The organism is Flavobacterium sp. ENC (genome assembly GCF_020991415.1).
In the GTDB taxonomy this organism is placed as follows: Bacteria; Bacteroidota; Bacteroidia; order Flavobacteriales; family Flavobacteriaceae; genus Flavobacterium.
In genome coordinates this window covers 324138-344927 of sequence record NZ_JAJMOY010000003.1, presented here as the reverse complement: position 1 = coordinate 344927, position 20790 = coordinate 324138, and the positions used below count along the sequence as shown (strand labels likewise).

24 protein-coding genes are annotated in these 20790 nt (G+C 35.5%); 16 read left to right on the top strand and 8 right to left on the bottom strand.

Annotated elements, in window-relative coordinates; genetic code table 11:
- Positions 1-157: 157 nt before the first annotated feature.
- The 6 genes from LPB89_RS10310 to LPB89_RS10285 all read left to right on the top strand — a co-directional run bounded on the left by LPB89_RS10310 (position 158) and on the right by LPB89_RS10285 (position 5379).
- Complete coding sequence (locus LPB89_RS10310) at positions 158-796, top strand: DUF4159 domain-containing protein (RefSeq protein ID WP_230701661.1); 639 nt, start codon at positions 158-160, stop codon at positions 794-796.
- Between the two features lie 10 nt (positions 797-806).
- The gene (locus LPB89_RS10305) at positions 807-1301 is read left to right on the top strand and encodes a TrmH family RNA methyltransferase (RefSeq protein WP_230701660.1); all 495 of its coding nucleotides are present in this window, start codon (positions 807-809) and stop codon (positions 1299-1301) included.
- 159 nt (positions 1302-1460) lie between these two features.
- Positions 1461-2420 carry a zinc metalloprotease gene (locus LPB89_RS10300; RefSeq protein WP_230701659.1) on the top strand — a complete coding sequence of 320 codons (960 nt, stop codon included), beginning with the start codon at positions 1461-1463 and terminating at the stop codon, positions 2418-2420.
- Between the two features lie 114 nt (positions 2421-2534).
- A complete protein-coding gene (locus LPB89_RS10295) occupies positions 2535-3626 on the top strand; it encodes an AI-2E family transporter (RefSeq protein WP_230701658.1) in 1092 nt (363 codons plus the stop codon).
- A gap of 2 nt (positions 3627-3628) precedes the next feature.
- Positions 3629-4810: a class I SAM-dependent methyltransferase gene (locus LPB89_RS10290; protein ID WP_230701657.1), complete on the top strand. Its 1182-nt coding sequence runs from the start codon at positions 3629-3631 to the stop codon at positions 4808-4810.
- Positions 4811-4812: 2 nt separating this feature from the next.
- Entirely contained in the window at positions 4813-5379 is a 567-nt protein-coding gene (locus tag LPB89_RS10285) for a hypothetical protein (RefSeq protein ID WP_230701656.1), read from the top strand.
- Here the strand turns inward: LPB89_RS10285 and LPB89_RS10280 are convergent, their stop codons facing one another.
- Positions 5380-6027, bottom strand: a complete 648-nt coding sequence (locus tag LPB89_RS10280; RefSeq protein WP_230701655.1) for a M15 family metallopeptidase — start codon at positions 6025-6027, stop codon at positions 5380-5382.
- A 338-nt stretch (positions 6028-6365) separates the two neighbouring features.
- On the opposite strand from LPB89_RS10280, the gene LPB89_RS10275 reads away from it, so the two are divergent.
- From LPB89_RS10275 to LPB89_RS10260, 4 genes are all read left to right on the top strand, one after another.
- Entirely contained in the window at positions 6366-7046 is a 681-nt protein-coding gene (locus LPB89_RS10275) for a DUF4386 domain-containing protein (protein WP_230701654.1), read from the top strand.
- Entirely contained in the window at positions 7043-7528 is a 486-nt protein-coding gene (locus tag LPB89_RS10270) for a hypothetical protein (protein ID WP_230701653.1), read from the top strand. Before LPB89_RS10275 ends, LPB89_RS10270 begins: the two co-directional genes overlap by 4 nt.
- Before the next feature lie 143 nt (positions 7529-7671).
- Positions 7672-8289, top strand: coding sequence for a DapH/DapD/GlmU-related protein (locus LPB89_RS10265; RefSeq protein ID WP_230701652.1), 618 nt, complete (start codon positions 7672-7674; stop codon positions 8287-8289).
- A gap of 27 nt (positions 8290-8316) precedes the next feature.
- Entirely contained in the window at positions 8317-9210 is an 894-nt protein-coding gene (locus LPB89_RS10260) for a PhzF family phenazine biosynthesis protein (RefSeq protein WP_230701651.1), read from the top strand.
- A gap of 33 nt (positions 9211-9243) precedes the next feature.
- On the opposite strand, the gene LPB89_RS10255 is transcribed toward LPB89_RS10260, so the two are convergent.
- Positions 9244-9564, bottom strand: coding sequence for a helix-turn-helix transcriptional regulator (locus LPB89_RS10255; RefSeq protein ID WP_230701650.1), 321 nt, complete (start codon positions 9562-9564; stop codon positions 9244-9246).
- 123 nt (positions 9565-9687) lie between these two features.
- Between LPB89_RS10255 and LPB89_RS10250 the strand changes: the two genes are divergently transcribed.
- The gene (locus LPB89_RS10250) at positions 9688-9978 is read left to right on the top strand and encodes a hypothetical protein (RefSeq protein WP_230701649.1); all 291 of its coding nucleotides are present in this window, start codon (positions 9688-9690) and stop codon (positions 9976-9978) included.
- Between the two features lie 17 nt (positions 9979-9995).
- A complete protein-coding gene (locus tag LPB89_RS10245; RefSeq protein ID WP_230701648.1) occupies positions 9996-10205 on the top strand; it encodes a hypothetical protein in 210 nt (69 codons plus the stop codon).
- A 92-nt stretch (positions 10206-10297) separates the two neighbouring features.
- Here LPB89_RS10245 and LPB89_RS10240 read toward each other — a convergent pair whose 3' ends face one another.
- The gene (locus LPB89_RS10240; RefSeq protein WP_230701647.1) at positions 10298-11119 is read right to left on the bottom strand and encodes a phospholipase A; all 822 of its coding nucleotides are present in this window, start codon (positions 11117-11119) and stop codon (positions 10298-10300) included.
- A 133-nt stretch (positions 11120-11252) separates the two neighbouring features.
- Entirely contained in the window at positions 11253-11897 is a 645-nt protein-coding gene (locus tag LPB89_RS10235; protein WP_230701646.1) for an NAD(P)H-binding protein, read from the bottom strand.
- A 550-nt stretch (positions 11898-12447) separates the two neighbouring features.
- Between LPB89_RS10235 and LPB89_RS10230 the strand changes: the two genes are divergently transcribed.
- Positions 12448-13749: a hypothetical protein gene (locus LPB89_RS10230; RefSeq protein ID WP_230701645.1), complete on the top strand. Its 1302-nt coding sequence runs from the start codon at positions 12448-12450 to the stop codon at positions 13747-13749.
- A 337-nt stretch (positions 13750-14086) separates the two neighbouring features.
- Here LPB89_RS10230 and LPB89_RS10225 read toward each other — a convergent pair whose 3' ends face one another.
- On the bottom strand, positions 14087-15460 hold the full coding sequence (locus LPB89_RS10225; RefSeq protein ID WP_230701644.1) for a hypothetical protein: 1374 nt from the start codon (positions 15458-15460) through the stop codon (positions 14087-14089).
- Between the two features lie 335 nt (positions 15461-15795).
- On the opposite strand from LPB89_RS10225, the gene LPB89_RS10220 reads away from it, so the two are divergent.
- Positions 15796-16935 carry an AraC family transcriptional regulator gene (locus LPB89_RS10220; RefSeq protein WP_230701643.1) on the top strand — a complete coding sequence of 380 codons (1140 nt, stop codon included), beginning with the start codon at positions 15796-15798 and terminating at the stop codon, positions 16933-16935.
- A gap of 107 nt (positions 16936-17042) precedes the next feature.
- Positions 17043-17948, top strand: a complete 906-nt coding sequence (locus LPB89_RS10215; protein ID WP_230701642.1) for an alpha/beta fold hydrolase — start codon at positions 17043-17045, stop codon at positions 17946-17948.
- Between the two features lie 247 nt (positions 17949-18195).
- Here the strand turns inward: LPB89_RS10215 and LPB89_RS10210 are convergent, their stop codons facing one another.
- The 3 genes from LPB89_RS10210 to LPB89_RS10200 form a co-directional block, all read right to left on the bottom strand.
- Complete coding sequence (locus LPB89_RS10210; protein WP_230701641.1) at positions 18196-18588, bottom strand: DUF6252 family protein; 393 nt, start codon at positions 18586-18588, stop codon at positions 18196-18198.
- 45 nt (positions 18589-18633) lie between these two features.
- Positions 18634-19107, bottom strand: a complete 474-nt coding sequence (locus LPB89_RS10205) for a hypothetical protein (protein ID WP_230701640.1) — start codon at positions 19105-19107, stop codon at positions 18634-18636.
- Between the two features lie 174 nt (positions 19108-19281).
- Entirely contained in the window at positions 19282-19737 is a 456-nt protein-coding gene (locus LPB89_RS10200) for a hypothetical protein (RefSeq protein ID WP_230701639.1), read from the bottom strand.
- 514 nt (positions 19738-20251) lie between these two features.
- On the opposite strand from LPB89_RS10200, the gene LPB89_RS10195 reads away from it, so the two are divergent.
- On the top strand, positions 20252-20758 hold the full coding sequence (locus tag LPB89_RS10195) for a GNAT family N-acetyltransferase (protein ID WP_230701638.1): 507 nt from the start codon (positions 20252-20254) through the stop codon (positions 20756-20758).
- The last annotated feature ends 32 nt before the right edge of the window (positions 20759-20790 follow it).

Here is a 20790-nt window from a genome sequence, read left to right as displayed (position 1 = left end):
AGTCCCGAGCGATAGCGAACAGAGAAAGCAAATCTCCGCAAGAAACTCGACAAAGATTGAAAACATCAGGAACGGAGCTGCTTGCGAAGATTTCTCCTCCTCGAAATGACACAACATACCGCATATAAAGAGCAAATTACCCGATAATTTATAATACATGAAAAAAATATTTTACTTATTATTTCTCGTTTCCCTTTCCTCCTTTTCTCAGGAAATTGCTTTGCTAAAATACAGCGGTGGCGGCGATTGGTACTCAAATCCTACTTCCCTGCCCAATTTAATCCAGTTTTGCAATTCGAACATTAATACACGAATTAAAGCAAAACCTTCCACTGTTGAACCGGGCAGCCCTGATTTGCTTTCGTATCCTTTTGTGCACATGACAGGACACGGAAATGTGGTTTTTAGCGACAGTGATATCAGTAATCTTCGGAATTATTTAACCGGTGGTGGCTTTTTGCATATTGATGACAATTACGGAATGGACCAGTATATCCGAAAAGAAATCAAAAAAATATTCCCCAATACTAATTTGGTTGAAATTCCGGCCAATCATGCTATTTTTCAGAAACCATTTCCTTTTCCGAACGGATTGCCAAAAATTCATGAGCATGACGGTACCCGCGCACAGGCTTTTGGAATTTTTATTGAAAACAGACTGGTGCTGCTGTACACCTACGAATGTGATTTGGGTGATGGCTGGGAAGACCCGGAGGTACATAACGATCCCGCTGCGGTAAGAGACAAAGCGCTTAAAATGGGCGCTAACATTATCAATTATATATTTACCAATTAAGAGTCAACAAGTGCAGCTTACCCACGAAGAAAATCAATTTAAAAGAAAAACGTTTCCTATAACGCTGGTTTGTGACCATATTTATTTCCAGCAGAATATCGGTTCCCTTTTTAGAATTGGGGAAGCTTTTGGTGTAGAAAAAATAATTTTTTCAGGAAAAGATATCCCGCTGACACCCCGAAAAATAAACAAAACTTCAAGAAGTACGCACCTTCATGTACCTCATTTCATTATTGAAGAAACAAAGGATCTCATTACTTACCTAATCGAAAACAACTTCGAAATTATTGCCCTGGAAATTGCCAGCAATAGTAAACCTCTCAAAGAAGTCATACTTCCTGAAAACAAAAAGATTGCACTTTTGATCGGAAGTGAGATTGATGGAATATGTGACGAACTGTTAAAAATTTCGAACCAGATTGTACACATAAATATGTTTGGTAACAACAGTAGTATGAACGTTGTACAAGCTGCAAGTATAGCTTTGTACGAAATTACTTCGTAAAAAAATAGTCGGTTTTTTTGTAAGAACTAGACTATACAAGGGTTTGTAAAATTCTCACAAATAATTTATTGTAAAAGTTTTGCCACAAAGTTTTTTTGTTATAAAATTGCGATATTGTTTAACTAATCAACAATATTATAACAAAAAACCCCTATTATTATGAAAAAAGTTTTTTTATCTGCAATTACAGCACTGTTGCTGTTTTCTTGTCAAAATGATCAATCTGAAAGTATGAATTCAGAAAAAAGTGCTATGGCGCGTCGTGCCTGTGCTACACAGGAAGTGTTAGAAGCACAATTGAAAGCCGATCCTACTTTGGCAATCAGAATGAATCAAATTGAAGCCTTTACTTCAGAGCAATTGATTAAAGGATTCTCAGGCCGTTTGGTAAATGGCAAAATCGAAATTCCTGTTGTAGTAAACGTTCTTTACAGAACTACAGCAGAAAACATTTCAGCTACACAAATTCAATCTCAAATTGATGTGTTAAACAAAGATTTCAATGCTTTAAATTCAGACTACAACAGTGTACCAGCACTATTTGCAGGAGTAAAAGCTAATGTAGGAATCACATTTGTATTAGATCAGATTATCAGAAAATCTACTACAAAAACTTCATGGGGAACTAATGACGCTATGAAAAAAACAGCTCAGGGTGGTTTAGCGCCAACATCTCCAACAACAAAACTTAACTTATGGTCTTGTACTATTGGTGGTGGAATTCTTGGTTATGCACAATTCCCTGGAGGAGCTTCTTCTACAGACGGTGTGGTAATCGATCCTAAATATTTCGGTTTATCTGGTTCTGCAAATGCGCCATATAACTTAGGAAGAACCGCTACTCACGAAGTAGGTCACTGGATGAACTTACGTCACATCTGGGGAGATGCAACTTGTGGAAGCGATTTAGTTTCTGACACTCCTACACACAACACTGCTAACTATGGTGTACCAGCTTACCCACATTACAGTACTTGTTCAGGAACTCCTGTAGAAATGACAATGAACTACATGGATTATACTGATGACAATGCGATGTACATGTTCTCTACCGGACAAAAAAACAGAATGGCTGCGATCTTCGTTACAGGAGGTCCTAGAGCTGGTTTTGGAATCTAATCCAAAAAGAATAAATAGTATGATTAAAAGCGGGATGTTATTTCATCCCGCTTTTTTTGTTTTCACCAATATATTCAAAAGCTTTTTCCCTATATTTACTCTAAAAACCCTAACATGATTACATCTAAAATTATATCTAACGGAATTTTAAGAGCTTTGGCAACTATCCTGATTATTGGGATTGTTTTGTATTTCTTATATACAATACAAACTGTAATTGTCTATTTATGCATTTCGCTCTTATTGTGTCTTATAGCCAATCCGCTGGTACAATTTTTAAAAAATAAATTAAAATTCGGTAATTCATTAGCAGCAACAACCACGCTTATCCTGTTTATTTTATTAATGGTTGGTTTTATCTTCTTATTTGTTCCGCTGATTATTTCGCAGGCCAATAATTTATCTTTACTGGATACTCATAATTTGCAGCAACAGTTTACGGAGACAGAGCGTAGTATTGAACTCTATTTCAATATTCCCCATGTTGATTTAAATAAAGTCCTTAAAAGTTCTAAAGTAACTTCCATGCTTGATTTTACTTATTTTACCTCCTTCATTAATTCTATCTTAGGCTTTATGGCAGATATGGGAATGGGGCTGGTTTCTGTATTTTTTATTACCTTTTTCTTTGTGAAGGATCAGGATGCCTTTAAAGCCTCGGCCAGAAGAATTCTTCCGGACAGTAATGAAGAAAAAATCCTGAACTCAATTGCCAAAATAAATCATTTTCTAACCCGTTATTTCATCGGTTTATTATTGCAATTGACGGTGGTGTTTATTTTATATTTAATCGTCCTGATCATCTTCGGAAATAAAAATGCTTTTGTGATTGCCTTTTTATGTGCGATCTTAAACATTATTCCGTACATCGGGCCTATTATCGGAACGGTACTGGCCGGAATTTTAACCATGATTAGTATGATAGGAATGGATTTTCAAAGCGAAATCCTGCCCAAAACCATCTATGTAATTATTGGTTTTTTACTGGTTCAGGCGATTGATAATAACATTAGTCAGCCTATAATTTCATCAAAAAGTGTAAATTCGCACCCGTTGGAAATATTTCTTATTACACTAATCAGCGGAATCACTTTTGGGATTGTCGGAATGATTATCGCTATTCCGGTTTTTACCATGATAAAAGTAATTTTAAAAGAATTTTTTCCTGACAACAAAATTGTCTCCGTATTAACCGAAAGAATTTAGCCTTGAACACTTCAATTTTAAGCAAACCTATTCAGGATTTTATAACTGAAAATAGTGGTGCTTCGATTTCAAAATTAGCCCTTCAGAAAAACCCTTTTCCGGAAACAGAATGGATTTTAATTTTAAATCAGATTGAAGCCAAAACAAAAGCGAAAGACAAGCTTCCAACCTGGTTTTCAACAGAAAACATTATTTATCCCGGCAAAATTTCGGTTGAACAAACGTCTTCCGAAAGGACTGCAGCTTACAAAGCTTCGTTAATTTCCGGAGAAACCTTAATCGATCTTACGGGTGGTTTCGGGGTCGATGATTATTACTTTTCAAAAAACTTCCGAAACATTACGCATTGCGAGATCAATGAAGATTTATCTGCCATCGTACAACATAATTTTGAACAGTTAAAAGTCGAAAATTGTACGTTTCATGCGGCTGATTCTAGTACAGTCTTAAAAGACTCCAGCCAAAAATGGGACTGGATTTATATTGACCCTTCCCGAAGAAATGATGCGAAAGGCAAAGTTTTTATGCTCAGGGACTGCTTGCCGAATGTACCGGAATTATTAGATTTTTACTTTGAAAAAACAGATGCTGTCTTGATAAAAACGGCACCATTATTAGATATTTCAGCAGCCCTTTCCGAATTAAAACACGTTAAAAACATTCATATCATCGCGCTTGAAAACGAGGTCAAAGAATTGCTTTTCGAAATTCACAATCGTTATTCAGGAGCCATCACGGTCAAAACGGCCAATATCTTAAAAGATAACACCGAAACCTTTGAATTCCTATTAGGTGATAATTCGGCTTTTGCATCGTATCATTTACCGCAAAAATACCTGTACGAGCCCAATTCAGCTATTATGAAATCGGGCGGATTTGATGAAGTCAGTTCTGTTTTCCAGATCAATAAGCTTCACAAGCATTCCCATTTATATACTTCAGATGAATTAATCGATTTCCCCGGAAGGGTTTTTGAAATTGAAAAATGTATTTCGTACAGCAAAAATGAAATGAAAACGGAACTCCAAAACCAACAGGCTAATGTGACCACCAGAAATTTTCCGGACACGGTAGAGAACATTAGAAAAAAATGGAAAATAAAAAATGGAGGAAATCTGTATTGTTTTTTCACAACTGATAAAAATGATCACAAAATAGTTTTAATTTGCAGAAAAATAACTTAAAAATGAAACAACTAATTACTTTAACTTTTTTTCTTTTAACCCTTACTGCATTTGCCCAAAAACCTTGTGAATACAGTGTAAACGTAAACGACTCTATTGGTACTTATAAAATAACAAATGAATACCTGATGAGCGAAAAATACTTTGGAGGCAGCTTCAGTTATGTTTTCTTTTCACTCGCACAGACAGACGGCCTCCCTACTTTAAATTTACAGCTCATCCAGAAAAGCAAAGATTTTATAAAAGCGAATTGTTTTGACAAAAATTCAAAAATATTCCTTCAGCTGGAAAACGGAAAAATAGTGACACTAATGCACATCAACCAGGAAAGCTGCGGTACGCTTATTCAGGATGAAAAAGATTTTAGCAACCGTGTCAATACAGGGATTTTTATGTTTATGAAAGACAATTACGAAGAGCTGAAAAAATCTCCCATCTCGATTATGCGAATCAAGTACCTGACCGATACAGAAGATTATATCGTAAAAAGAGAATTGACCTCTGAGCTAAATGGCAAAGTATCACATCCGAATACGTATTTCATGGAAAACATCAGATGCGTCGAATAATTAGTCACATTTCCATTTTTGGTTAGAAACACGATCTTTCAGGCCTGCTTTTAAATTATAATGCCACCATTCCGAATCAAAGGAATTGAAACCGTTTTGTATCATTACACTTTTCAGATACTTTCTGTTGGCCCTTACCGGTACCGGAAGTTTTTTAAAATTATGGCCGGCTTCCACTCCGAAATAATCGAAAGTGGTTCCCATTTCCAGTTCTGTTCCTTCAGCATTCACTAACGAAATATCTACGGCTCCTCCTCTATTATGGATGGAGCCTTTTTTAGGATCTGCCACGTATTCGGGATTCGGCACAATCTCCCACATTTTCTGCTGAATAGACAAAGGCCTGTAGCAATCAAAAAGCTTTATTTTGCAGCCATTTTTCATAAATTCTTTGTTGGCGGCTATCAGTGCTTTGACCGTCTTATACCGCAGCATACATTCGGCACAATCATAGACTTTTGCTTTCAGGAAATTATCTGCTGTTGCGTATTTCATATCGTAGATAAAATCATCACTGTATTCTTTTAAGTTGACAAACGTGGTATCGGCAACTTCAGGACTGCTGGTGTACGTTTCATTTTGGGCATTTACGGCAAAAGCCGCTAAAAAAATGCAGGCAAAGAATATTTTTTTTATAGCTGAATTCATGAAATTTCTGTTGTAAAGTAAGTAATCAAAAAAGGATTTACGAATTTAAGGAAATTAATCTAAAGTGATTGAAACCTAAATAGTAAAAAGTAAAACGAATAAAAAGTGTTTCCGTATTATTTTTTTGCAGCACAAATCTCATTTTCAAAACAGCTGTAGTCCCGCTATCCGCTGTATCTTTTACTTTTTAAAGAAAAAAGCAAAAGGATGCCGCTGCTATCGGGGCTGAATCATCGCTTTTTATATTTAGTACAATCTTTGCAAAAGCATCCGATAATAAATTTGAAGTGTAACAAAGGCATAACATAATCGTCTTACCGTTAACAATTTATATAAATATGGAATCAGCGAAAAAAACAGCAAGAATAGCAGGTTTATTGTATCTAATCATTGCCATCACCGGCGCTTTTGGAATTATGTATGTTCCGACAAAATTATTTGTGAGCGATGACATTAACCTTACTGCGAAAAATATTCTGGACAACGAATTACTGTTCCGTTTTGGGATCTTTAGTAATTTAATTTGTCAGACCGTTTTTGTATTTCTGGCTTTGACCTTATACAATTTATTTAAGAATGTCAATGGCCATTTAGCCCGGACTTTGGTCGCGTTAGTCATTGTGGGTGTTCCGATTGCGTTTTTTATCATTTTTAATGAATATTATATCCTGCTTATCCTGAAAGAGAATTTTATGAACAACTTCCCTTCTATTCAGCAAAATGCACTGGCCATGTTAAGCTTAAAAATGTATGGCAACGGAAATGTTATTATTGGAATTTTCTGGGGACTCTGGCTTATTCCGTTTGGGCAATTATCATATCAGTCAGGGTTTATCCCAAAAATCCTTGGTGTGCTTTTGATTCTTGGCGGCTTATGTTATCTCATAGACACAACAGCCTTTATTTTATTTACAGAATATCATTCCATAACCGGTATCTTAGTCGGAATTACATCTGCAACCGCAGAGTTTGCGATGGTAGGCTGGTTATTGATAAAAGGAGTAAAAACTAAAAAATGAATTTAAACTGGAACGACGTTAATTGGATTTTTAAACCTGAAGGTTCATTAAGAGACATTTATATTAAAAATGTAACTATTGAAGACTGGATTATAGTAATAGATCATCTCAATCAAAACTATAGCGTAAGGTATGGTAACGATATTGATAATAACAAGACAAATAAAATAGATAAAGAGTACGTACTTCAATATTTTAGTGATGAAACTGCAGGTATGGAAATAAAATTAGCATCTATTTTCATCGATAAGATAATGATAAACCTTCATTTTTTTTCTGATGAAGAAATAGAATTTGATATTGATCCCAAGGAAATAAACTCAAATACTGATTTAGAGATTATTATTGGGTTTATGAATGATATGAGCCAAATTCTAAACAAAGAAACAATTCTTACCGGTGAAGGAGAAAGTGATTATCCGCTTATTGCAGTAGATTATGGGCGCAAAAAAATAGTATTTGTTAGTAAAGAATGGATGTAAATGCTTAATCGACCATTAATTTTTTAATCTATCGAAAACTATAATTCCTTAAATTTGTTTGTACCCGTCGAAAAGAATTTCATTTCTGATTCTGAAACACGGTTAGGATAAAAAAGCCAACAACCTGCAAACAAGATTTTTAAATGATAATCATTAAACATTATATAGAAGATTTCTTCACTACTTTCAAAGGTTTTGAAGATTTCCAGCCCTGGGAAATTACCAATGACCTGAAACGTATTATTGAAAACATAATTCCAACCCTGAACGAAGATTACGTAATTACAGATCAGGTCGCTATTCATAAATCTGCCATTATCGAGGAAGGCGTTACCCTAAAAAACCCGGCAATCATCTCCGCCAATTGTTATGTTGGTGCACATGCGTATTTCAGGGAAGGTGTTTATTTAGAGGAGAATGTCCGAATTGGTCCGGGTTGCGAAATCAAAAACAGTATTATTTTTTCAAATACTGCAATTGCTCATTTTAATTATATCGGCAACAGTATTATTGGCAAAAATGTCAATTTTGAAGCCGGTTCGATTGCTGCCAATCATTATAATGAAAGAGAAAACAAAAAAATTTCTGTTCTTCATGATTCCCAAATAATTGAAACCCATTCCGAAAAATTTGGCTCACTAGTGGGTGACCATTCCAAAATTGGGGCCAATGCTGTACTGTCTCCCGGAACACTATTAATCAGAAAGTCTATCGTAAAAAGACTTGAACTGATTGAACAGGTTGTCCCTAAAGAGCAATAAGCATAGAAATATTTTAATTGACAGATTATGAGAAAAGCATTGGACTATTTTGTATTAGATGTGTTTACAAACAAGAGCTACAGGGGAAATCCGTTGTCTGTCGTCTTTACAGAAAATGAATTATCCCTATCTGATTATGAGGATATTGCCCGGGAATTTGGGTATTCTGAAACTTCTTTTGTGCACTATTCAGAGCAAAACCAATTGTTACAGGTAAGATCTTTTACTCCAATTGGATTTGAGGTAGACGGAGCCGGACATAATTTATTGGGGGCAGTGTGTGCAGCAATGTTAAAAGATAAAACTCTTTTTCCTAAAGATTCGCTGCAGCATGTAATCATGAAAACCGCATCGATTCCAATTTATATAAGCTTTAACGAACATAAGTTACCTGTTGTAAAAATGCTGCAAAAACCGGCGGTCATAGGAAATTCAATTCCGGCTGAACAAACAGCATTAGCATTGGGATTATCCCTAAAAGACCTCGATATTCCTGATTTTGTTCCCGTAATAGTACAGACAGAAGTTGCACATGCCATGATACCAATACAAACTATAGAAATCCTAAATGCTATCAAACCAGACAACAAGCTGCTCATAGAACTATCAAAACAATATGATTTTGAGGGATTCTACTGTTTTGCATTTACCGGCGAAAAGAAGGGGACTATTGTGCAGTCCCGTTTTTTTAACCCGATAATAGGTATTGATGAGGATGCAGCAACAGGAACTGCAGCGGGCCCGCTGGCAGGTTTATTTCTGCATCAAAAAATCATCGAAAAAAACAGCAGCTATCAGATATTGCAGGGTGTAAAATTAAACCAACCCTCCTTAATAGAAGTAGCAGTGAAAGATAACGGCGTATTGGTGGGGGGATCTTCTGTAATTACAATGGAAGGAAAAATTTATATCGAAGATTAATCTGAAAATTGCATTACAAAATTTAGTGCATTTTTAATCTTTACTTTGCGACAATTTTTTCTTGATGATCTGAAGTCTGGCTTCAATTTCTCCTATATCATTCAAAACCGTGGTATGATATTTTTCGTTTGGCTCATTAACCGCATTTGGATCACCATTATCAGGAGCAAAAAGATCATTCAGATCTACTTCCGGAAAATTCCTGCTTAAACTCATTAAAAATTCAGGGCTCATCTTAGCAGTTCTGTTTAGATATCTTCCAACCATAGCTTCACTAAAACCCATAATCAATCCTACCTCTTTTTGCTTAAGACCCTTCGCTTTAAAGAATCTTGCTAGTTTAACATTATACATATCTTTATATTTTTATTTAAAATAAAACAATTCGTACATTTTTTCAGTTAAAACATATGTTTTGTATATTATTTTTCTTACATTTACATTCTAATGCAAGATTAAGTAATAAATATCAAATATATGTCAAAATTAGTAAAAAATAATAAGGAGGACGAAGCGCATTCACACAATGTACAAGCTTATAATTTTATAGATGAGCATTTGCCTTATACTTATGTTGAGCCAACTATTCAATGTTTAATTCGAAAAGGATACCCAGCACCAAGTAAAACTCTTGTCAGAAATGTAAGAAATAAAATAATTTTCAGAAACGATATTCTTCTTGCATTGGTCGAAGTTGCGAATGAAAACAAAGAAGCTGTTGAAAAAATAAAACTTTTAACCTCGCAAAAAAATAATGACGAGTGTTAATTACTAAAAGCCCGAATATGTTACACCTAGATTCAGAACCATCAAATACTGTCATTACAGCATCAGATTACCAGGAGTTAGCTTCATTTCAAAACTGTCAGCAAGATTTTCGCGCAACAGAGGTTTATATCGATTTTGGTAAACCGCTGTACGGAATGTCACCGGAGCAATATCTGGAAGGACTCAGAAACCATAACGAATGTTTTCAGCCACTGAAATATCTCTGATCGGGATTTACAGGTACAAAAAAAACCACTTAATTAGTGGTTTTTTTTGTACTATTTGCGCGAAAAATCTAAGCCTTCTAAAAATTCCAACATTAAAAAATTCCCATATTTTCGGGTTTAATGGTAAATCCCAGTCGTAACATGCTTTTGTGTTCCTGATAATCAATTAAACTTTCTGTGTATCCTACAAACCATTGAAGTGTCAGATAATAATTTTCACTTTTATACGGCCTCCAGTTTACCTGTGTCTGCAAGGATCCGTAATTAATAAGTCCACTTCCCTTTCTGAAAAGAATATCCGCACTCCATCTTCCGGGTTGTATCTGGTAAGTGGCGCTCGCTTCACCATAACCCACATACTTGGTAAGTCCGGGATTATCGTCTTTATCAACAAGCGGGATCCATCCTCTTAACCCTACAATCCATCGTGGCGAAACTTGTGATTTGAGCGAAAAAGCAAGCATGTTCCAGGTTCTCGAATAAATAGAATCCCTTCCGTTTGATTCGTGCTCGAAAGCAACCGATCCATAGGTCAGCCTTCCGCCTTTTAAATAAAACGGGCGTACCAGGGCCACTCCGGGATTAAAATTAATTTCTGAGAACGGTTTTGAGCTGGCATAAATATCCCAAAACGCTTTTTGACTGTACATCAGATAAGGAAAAAAACCACCCCATAAAGGTTTTGAATTCAATCGCAGCTTAAAACTTACCTGATATTTGACATCGGCAGTATTGCGTGTAATATCTGTATTGACAGGTACTCCCGTTAAAAAATAATTGTCTTTGTGAACAGAAAAACTAGGTTCTTTCAGGAGCGAATCGGCGGCACGGAAATTTTTCTTAGGCTCTACTAGTTGTGAATTTGCAGTGATTGAAAACAAAGCGAAGCAAAGCAATAGGTATTTTAAATACATTCTTTAGGGTGTAAATTGGGGTTATTTTTAGTTTTGAAACTAATGTACGTCATTTCAACGACTCCTTTTAACTCAATAAATATAAGAGTTAACCCTAAAACCATCTGCCTGCCCTTACGTTTAAATTAAAAAACTAATCCTGTAATCTGAAAATTTCATCAAGCTCAATAACAGAGGTTCCGGCAGAGAATATTTTTGGTGCTTTGGTTAATTTTTCTGCCAGCACAGTTGTTGGCATAGGTTTGAATGTTCGGAACAAGCCGATCGCATTCAGCCCTTTTAGCAGGGAACCCATTATTTTTTCACCAAATCTATCTGAACCTGCTCTTAGCAACAGACCTGGTCTGAAGATAATGTATTGCTCGAAATCAAGCTGTGCAATCTTATCTTCAAGTTCTCCCTTTATTTTAGAATAAAAAACACTGCTTTTTGAAGAAGCTCCATAGGCAGACAACAACACAAGAGAAGAAACCCCGTTTTCCCGGGCTAATGCGGCGAAAGTGGCCGGAATCTCAAAATCTATTTTCCATTGGTTTTCTTTTGAACCTGCGGCCTTTAAGGTCGTGCCTAAACACGAGGACATAATATCACCAACGATCAGCTCCTTATAAGCATCTACAGTAGAGAAGTTAATAATGTGTTCGATGAGTTTTGGGTTTTGTTTTCCTGTTGGTCTCCTTACAAAGATCGTAATTGTTGTATAATCCTTATCTGCCAAAAGCCTGTCCACCAGTAATTTTCCTGTTGCGCCTGTTGCTCCAATAACCAATGCTTTCATAATAGTAATTTATTAAAAATGATTTCTAAATAAAATATAAGCAAATTAAGAATTAAAATCCACTGTGTATACTTTCATCGGCATCGCTTTGCCTCTTAAATGTATTTCTCAGCCTTCTGCATATTGATGAATTTCCGCCCTCGAAACCAGGATAGCATCTATAAGTCCTAGTCTAAAATAAAAAAAAACATCTATAAAAAAACAGCGAATAGCTCCTGTACTTGAGATTGATAGTTATTCATTAAATGCACTTTCATCTCCATTTCCATCTTTCTTTTAAGTCCATCTTTTTATGTCTAAAAAAAAATAAAGGTAAAATTTCTCCGAATAACCTTTTAGTAACAGTATCATAATATTTACGGATAGTACGATTTCTCTTTTTAAGTACTTAAAAGTAAGTAAGAATTATAATTCAAAATATTTAGAAGTACCATTTTCAAAATCAAGGTCGCTACTACCGATAAGCATTTTTTAATTGTCTGCCGGTTATAGCTATCCCATAATTTATCAATTGAATTTTAAATAGGTTATAAACAATTAAACTAGAATTATGAAAAAACAGAATCGAAAAAAGATTTTAGGTAAGGTCTTCATTATGATGCTATCGGCTCTTACATTCTCCTGTCAGGACACAACATTGGAGGAAGCAGCAGCTACCGCTACGGTAAAAAAAGAACAAAATTTCAAAAAAATGAGTACAGCGGCAAGTTCTGACCTGGCCAGAAGATGGGCTCCTATCCACTACAAAGATGTAGATGCCACAGGAACCTATGCCGAAGGAGGAAAATCAGATTACCTTACGGCTATTAACTATGACAATGACTGGAATGGGGAGAACAACTGGAACAACCTTCCTGCTTATGCCAATTCTTTAGCGGCACATTGTTATTATTCGGTAGTAGAATCAAATACACATTACTTTATTACGTATGCTTTTTTCTCTCCGAGAGACTGGACAGATAATCCCCTTCTATACCAACTGGACCAACATGAGAATGATTTGGAAGGTGTATTAATGATTGTAGAAAAAAACGGTTCTGCCTATGGTACCTTGAAAGGAGCTGTAACGGTAAGCCATTCCGATTTCTTTTCGTATGTACCCTCCGGAAGTTCTTTTGTAAGCGGACTGGAAAGTATTGACGGAACATTACAAATGAGAGACTTTAACGGGGAATTGCATCCTGTTACAGCCCAGGATGCCAAAGGACATAGTCTCAAAGCGTGGCCACAGCATGATATAGACGGAGATGGCATTATCTATTACCCTTCTGCAAGTGGAGTGGCACAAATACCATCTGATAATTACGACAACTATGTGGAGTACAAACTGGTCGATATTTTTGAAACCGGAGGATTATGGGACCAGCGATTCAACACTCAATTGTTTTCCAGTCCGGCCGGAGGATTTACAGGAAATGATTTTAAAACCGGTGGTGCCAACGCACCATGGGCATGGAATGACGGAAATGATGCCATAGTACAAGGCGGTGAATTTGCAACGGACCCAGCCAAATTAGCTGATAATTATTTTGACGGAGTCGGCAATTTTTCCCGTACGTATACTGATAACAAATATAATGCTGCTGCCGGAGGTATTGTAACTGTTTACCAAAATTGCAATTACACGGGTTATGCGATTGCTTTGCCTGTCGGAAATTATACATTGGCCCAGCTAAAATCGTATGGGGTTGTCAATGATGACCTGTCTTCTGTTCGCTTAGAAAATGGATACAAAATTACCCTGTATCAAAACGATAATTTTGGAGGAGAAGCTGTTGTAGTAACAGCAAACAACAGTTGTTTAGGAGGTTTTAATGATAAAGCCAGTTCTGTAAAAATTAGTGCTCTTTAAATTTTATTTTTATCTATCGTCTCTGCATTAATTTTAAATTTATACAACAAAAAAGCCACTCAATAGAGTGGCTTTTGATTTTAATAACGCAATAGCCAGACGTACGATTCAACGTTTTCTTTAATTGTGTATTTTAATTACGATTAATACCTGCTGACATTTCCAATTATTGTTCGTTCAGTTCGAAAAAGAACTAAAAGACGATGCAACTAAATCATTTTACAGCTTGTAAATTCAAAAAAAGAGACGACCCTTCAAGATCATCTCTTCTTTTTCAGTTAACCAAATAGTTATTCTGTAAAAATACCTCATCTGAAACACTACCCAAGTAACCTATTTACTTTTTCACCTGCATCATATTAATCCTTAACTTATTAGGATCAGAACCTTCTGAAAGGAAAACCAAATACTTTCCGTCAGTGGTTCTTCTCATAGTCTGCGCGGGCTGAATCATTTTTATTCCTTCCTTTTTTGAAGTATTTACTATGGTATCTTTTGTTTTTAGCAGATTTCCTTCATTGTCCAGCAGGGCAAAAGTGGTCTTCTGAATTTTAGTACTTTCCTGAGTCTTAAAAACATTCCAGGCTAAAAACAGCTTATCCTCAGAATAACGTCCAATCTGCATTCCCCAGCCTGCTGTTTCGTCTATAGCTGTACTCGCATAATTGGTCAGCCAATTCTCTTTGATTACTTTCTGTGAACTGGTTCCAATACCCGAAACAATAGCAACGCGAACATCCCTTACGATTTTATCTGTACTATGGTCCCTTTGCGTAGCATACACAATAGCCAGATTACCATTCGGTAAATTAATGACCTCCCCGGTTGATGATTTGGTAACGTTTTCACCACTTTTACCGGGAATATCAAAGTAGTTCAGGAATCCCAATCTTCCTTTATTAACATCCCAGCCCTCCACGAACAAAGATCGTTTCGGAAGTGCATCACCATGGGCAAGTGCCACATAACGGCCATCCGGAAGCGGCAGAAGTCTTTGATCGAAGTTGTGCGAAATATACCAGTCCCTCAGAAAAGTTCTTTCGCCTGTTTCCGCTTTGTAGAAGCCCAACCAGCCTGCCTGATGCCCTGATGCCCTGTGTCCCATGTAAACGCCGAAAGTATCTCCTGCTTTATTGTAAGTCATTATGGCCTGCCCGGCCTGCCCTGTAGCTATATTGGCCGGATCGCAGTCTTTCCATAGATCGATCGTATATTTTACAGTTCCATTACTGTCAAAACAATAAAGCTTTGGATTTTTGCGTAATGTATTGTCTGAATTTACATCGGAGGTTCCCATTATATAACGCCCGCCACTGATTTTATCATAACCCAAAAAGCGTGTGTTTCCAAGATTTAAGGCTGCCGGCAACGGATTCTCTGCTACTATCTGTTTACTTAGCAATGAAATCTTTGTAAAATGCCTGTGTCCATCCAGTGCCGTATTACTTCCCTCCCAATACACATCGATCGTATTATCGTCATTTGCAGAAAAGAAAATACTTGGCCAAACGGCAAATGTTGCATTTGCGGATGAAGTCAGTGCTCTCAGATTTTCGGGTAACGTCACTTCAAAAGAAGAGTAAGTATTTAGGGGATCATCATTAGTTTCTTCCACCACGACAGGTTTGACATCTCCTGTAACAGCTTCATTTTCATCTTTAGAACAAAACATAAACGCTAGAACGAAACTTAAAAATAGTATCTTTTTCATTGTTTTATTTTTAAAATGTTTAAAAAAATTTAGTTTAAATTTTCATGGTTTTTTAAATCGAGCGCAAAGTTATAACCTAATAAGCCGCAAGGTTTCCTAATTACAATAAATGGTTATTTACTGTAATAAGTGGTATTTAGAGGCTAATTAGTGGAAATATAGTTTTATACTTAAAAATGTAAAAGATGTTCTTCAACAAACAGGAATAGGGAAATGCCATGGAAATTATTTGCTATTGAGTTCGTGCTGCAAGAGATTAGAAAAACATAGTGCAATACTGAAATAAATAATAGTAATTTTATCTTTACAGAAAATGGATTTAAAAATGGCCTCTAATGGATCAACTACTTAGCTTCTTTGTTGCGGGAACAGCTTTATTACTTGCATTTTTGTTGTTTGCCAATATTAATCAGGCAAATGGTACCGTTAACCGATGGTTTGGCGCCTTTATTTTATGCATTTTTCTGATTCAGTTCAACGATTTACTGGAGAAAACTGAGTTTTTGCAAACGAGAATGCTTCTCAACGATTTTCTCGGCATAACCGATTTTATAGTAGCGCCTGTTTTTTATTTTAGCATCCTTTATTTTATTCAGCCTGACCGGCAATGGCGGGTAAAAGATAATTTGCATTTTGCATTTGCTTTGATAATCCTGCTCTTACTCTCTCTGTCACTCCTCATCGAAGTACCACCGCCTACAGCAGCCGATAAAAAGAGCGCCGCCGTAATCAGTGCCGTTTTTAATTTTGTTTTTTGTTTTCAGGTTACTGCGTATTGTATTGCCGCGTACCGGGAAATTACCGCTTACCAGAAGCATTTGTTTCTTTACACTTCCAATACCAGGGCAATCAATTTAAAATGGTTACAGAAGGTGGTGATTTGCGTTTTGATGATCACCAGCCTCTGGTTATTTGATATTGTTTTTAAAGCAGCAAAAACCAATACTTTTTTTGACCATTTTGCGAGTCTGATTTATCTGGGTGCGATTTTTTTTATTACCTACTTTTCATTAAAACAAAAGGAATTTTATCAGCCTGATAAACAGGAAAAAGAAGAAATTGAAGTCCTTATCACTGAAGCTTCAGTTCCGGATGTAAACCAGAAAAAACTAATTTCCGATACGGACTTAGAAGTCATGAAATCGCTCTTACTTCAGGTAATGGAAGATAAAAAACCTTTTTTGGACCCTGAACTGAGTTTATTCAGACTGGCATCCCAACTGGATATTTCATCTCATATTCTTTCTTACATCATCAATAAAGGATTTGATGAAAATTTTTATCAGTTCGTTAACCGCTATCGAATCGAAGAAGCTAAAAAACTGATTCAAAATCCTGCTATGGAGCATTTAAGTTTACTTGGAATTGCTTTTGAAGTGGGTTTTAATTCCAAGACTGTTTTTAACACTACTTTCAAAAAAGCGACCCATCAGACGCCGTCCGAATTTAAAAAAACAGCTTCGACTGCTGTATAAATACTGTTTAAGGTTTTTAAGAATAGGTTCTGATTCATAAATCAGAACTTCAGGACGGTAAATAATACTAATATTTGTATCGAATTTACCTAAAAACAAAACCTAAAATGCGATTGACAATCTTTAAAAAAACAACCTCAAAATTAAATTCGTACAAAACCAAAAGCACCGGATTAACCCGTCTTTTCATCGTGACTATTTTTGCTCTCTCCTTTAGCTCCTGCTCGGATGATGATAAAAAGGCGGCTCCGGAATATCCGGGAACTCCCGTAGACCTGGGAACCCATAAACTCATGACCTATACGGTTTCCGGTAAATCGAAATATCTGGTTGTTTTTGAATCAGGTCACGGAAATGATCACACCTCCTGGTACAGCACCGGACAATCATCAGAGATCTTGTCTATAGCCCATTTTTTAAATTCGGATGTGTTATTATATGACAGAGGCGGCTACGGAAAATCTGGTATCAGCACGGCACCCAGAAATATAAATACCTTACGATCTGAGCTTGAAAAAGTCGTGGATCAGTTTGCACAAGGCAGAAAAGTAATACTGGTTGGGCATTCGTTAGGAGGCGTGATCATTCGTGATTATGCTATAAAAAATCCGGCAAAAGTCGCTGGTTTGGTATTTGTTGATGCTTCTCATGAAAAGTACAATCATTTTTCACAAGAACAGATCGATGGCTTTTACAATACCTATAAAAATACTTACGGGACAAATTCCGGTATCGCACTGGAAACACTGCAGCTGATTGCGGATTTTAAATACGCCGCAACGCTGCCTAATCTGCCTGATGTTCAGGTTATTGCCATAACTAGTATGAAAGTTGATGCCGAACATGATGCCGCCGACAGACAATTATGGTATGATTCTAAAGAAGCACTAAAAGCCGGTGTGACTGATTTCACCCATATTACAACGGTAAAATCAGGACATTTTATCCAGCTTGAAGAGCCTGAACTTGTTTTGGGGAACATTAAAGTATTGTTAGTAAAACTGCCGCTTTAAAATTACCGATAAATAAGAGAATTGTACCGAGAGCCTGAAGAATTTTCTGCTGCAATGGGTATGAGTCATTCCAGTCTTTTCAAGAAGATAAGCTATTTCAAAATTAGATATAATATTCTGACAAATCCTGAGCCTGCTGACTCGTGACGTTCCTTTATATTTAACCGTTTTTTCTAACTTCGCTTGAATATTGATAGCTATGCAAATTATTGAAAATACCTCTTTTTGTTTATTTAAAAGTTAACTTTTAGTAATTCCAATCAAAACGCCCTTCGCGTACTTCCACTTTTTCACCTGAAGAATTGACGCCATCAAACCAAAAAGTTCCTGAAATAATTGATTTTTGCAAATCAATACGAGTAATTTTTATCTCACCAGTTTTCAATGTATTAGTACAATAAATATTTTGCACATTGGGAAAATAACTTCCTGCACCACCCGTAAAATCATTATCATCTTTAGAATTTTTATTAAGCATATAAGTTTGTCCAGCTATTAATGTAATTCTTTGTGTCTGAAGACTTACAGTTTTCACGCCACCACCTCTTAAATCTGAAAAAGCCATTGTGAAAAAATACTCTCCTCCTTGTAGTTGATAAAAACAATTCACTTCGGAATTATTACCTGCCGGATTTGCCAAATCAACTTTCCTTTAGCTAATTGCACAAATCTATTGTGTTAGATGTTAGTAGCTGGTTTGTTTCTTGATTTTTGGCAAAATATCTGTTTTAAATATCTCAATTAATTTCGGAACATCTTCATCGCTTTTTTGATATCCACCAGTATTTTTCGATTTATCAAAAGCTCCAACCAAATTCAGTTTTAGTGTATTTGAATTTTTCCAAAAAACCGTTTGTTCTTCGTAATTTAAATTATATTCATAATTTTGAATGCTAGATTTTTTAAATAAAAGTGTAACATAGTATTTATACCCATCTTCCTTTGAGCCCGTTGTGTCCGTAATTTGATACACAATTCTGGAATCCGATAATCTTAAATTACGCAATGATTTTTCTAAATTTAATTTTGAAACGGAATAACTATATTCTTCAAGAGGTTCAAAGGTTGAGCTAATTTGAAGAATTGCATAAAAAAAATAAAAGAATATTATTGAGCATAATATCCCGATTGAAATTAAAAATATTTTTAAATACTTCATATTTTTGTTTTGTCTTTTGTTTAGGTACTTGCCAATAAAGTTCCGTTACTACAGCTGGTTTGGTACTAAATTAAACCCATTTTTCAGATTTGACAAATCATTTAAAATACAAAACAATTTTCCCATTAAGCCAATTGTCAAAATCCGTAATACTAGCTATCCCCGGGCACTTTTTTATTTACTTAACGATTTACAATTATAATTTTCGAATGATTCCTTTAATTCTTCTTCAAATTCTTTCGGCATTTTTAATTTCACATTGCAAAAGTCCTTCATTTCATAAAGCTTTGTATTTTCATTGAATAGTATTGCTTTTGAAGACATATAGTCAGAATTATAAAACCAAATATTTGAGTTTTCATCAACGTATAGACACCAGTAATGATAGTTACTAAAAGTTTCATTTAGGCTCTGTTGAAATAGAATTTTATTTTGTGAATCTCTAATAGCAAATAGTATAGAATCATCTTTTAATTCTTTTACCAATATATTTCGGTGCTTAGGATTTCGAATATAATAAATTCCAGGCTCACTAATAAATCCAGATTTAATACTCTTACTTTCTAATACTGACTTTCCACACGATATAAAACAAAATAATAAAAGTAGATGAAATATTTTTTTTGTCATTTTCAATTTCGTTTTTTTTTAATACCCCATAACAACATTTTCTTCCTTTTTCATCACTCCTGCTTTTAGGCTTATATTTTAGCTCTGTTTCAAATTTACTTACTTTTTTACTTGAAACAAAAATCGTTTCGAATCTTTATTTTACTTTTTTTGAAACAGTTTTTGTTTCAAAATTCTTTTTAATTCTATTTTGAAACAACCTGCAAGAAAATTTAACCGGTAGCGTCTTCAGTAAAATTAATTATATTTTAACTTCGTTGCACAAGTCCCTTTCCGATCATAAAGCATTGCAGTGCACAAACAGTTTTTTCTTTCTTTACTGATGAGCATAGTGCAATTGACACAGGTCTTGCAATTTTATTAAAAAAGTTCATCAGCAGTAGGCTCCGAGAAGGTAAAGATTAGTACTAAATCAAAATCTATTCAATGATTTTGTCGAACCATTAAAACCCTGTAATTAATTTTAGTTAACTTTAAAAACTCGTACCTAATTTATTTTAATCAACTATAACGAATGTCCACTCTTTATCAAAGCCCAGAAATCATTATTCGCGAATTTTTACCTCAGGAGCAACAAATATTTTTAGATCTCTTTAAAGACACTGAGGTCACACAATACCTTCCTCTAACTTCACCGGAAAGATATGTGGAGATGTTTCAGGAACTCATTGAAAATTATAAAAACAAAAATCTTAGCCGATGGGCGATCTTCGATACTGTCAGTAATAATTTCATAGGAATCTGTGTTGCCCGCATTTTTGTACACAACACCAGCCAGATAGAAATCGGATATGTACTTAGCAAACCCTACTGGGGAAAAGGCATTGCTACTGAAGTATGCAGAGCTATAACGGAATATAGCTTTGCCAATACAAATACCAAAGAAGTGGTAGCCATTACAGCCCTGGACAACACTGGCTCACAAAATGTACTGCAAAAAGCGGGATTTGAGCGATTAAATAATCTAACACGAAATGAAGAAGAGCTGGCGTACTTCAGAATAGAAAGACCCTTGGTTTAAACGGATTTCGGAAGAAGGAAATCACTCAGCAC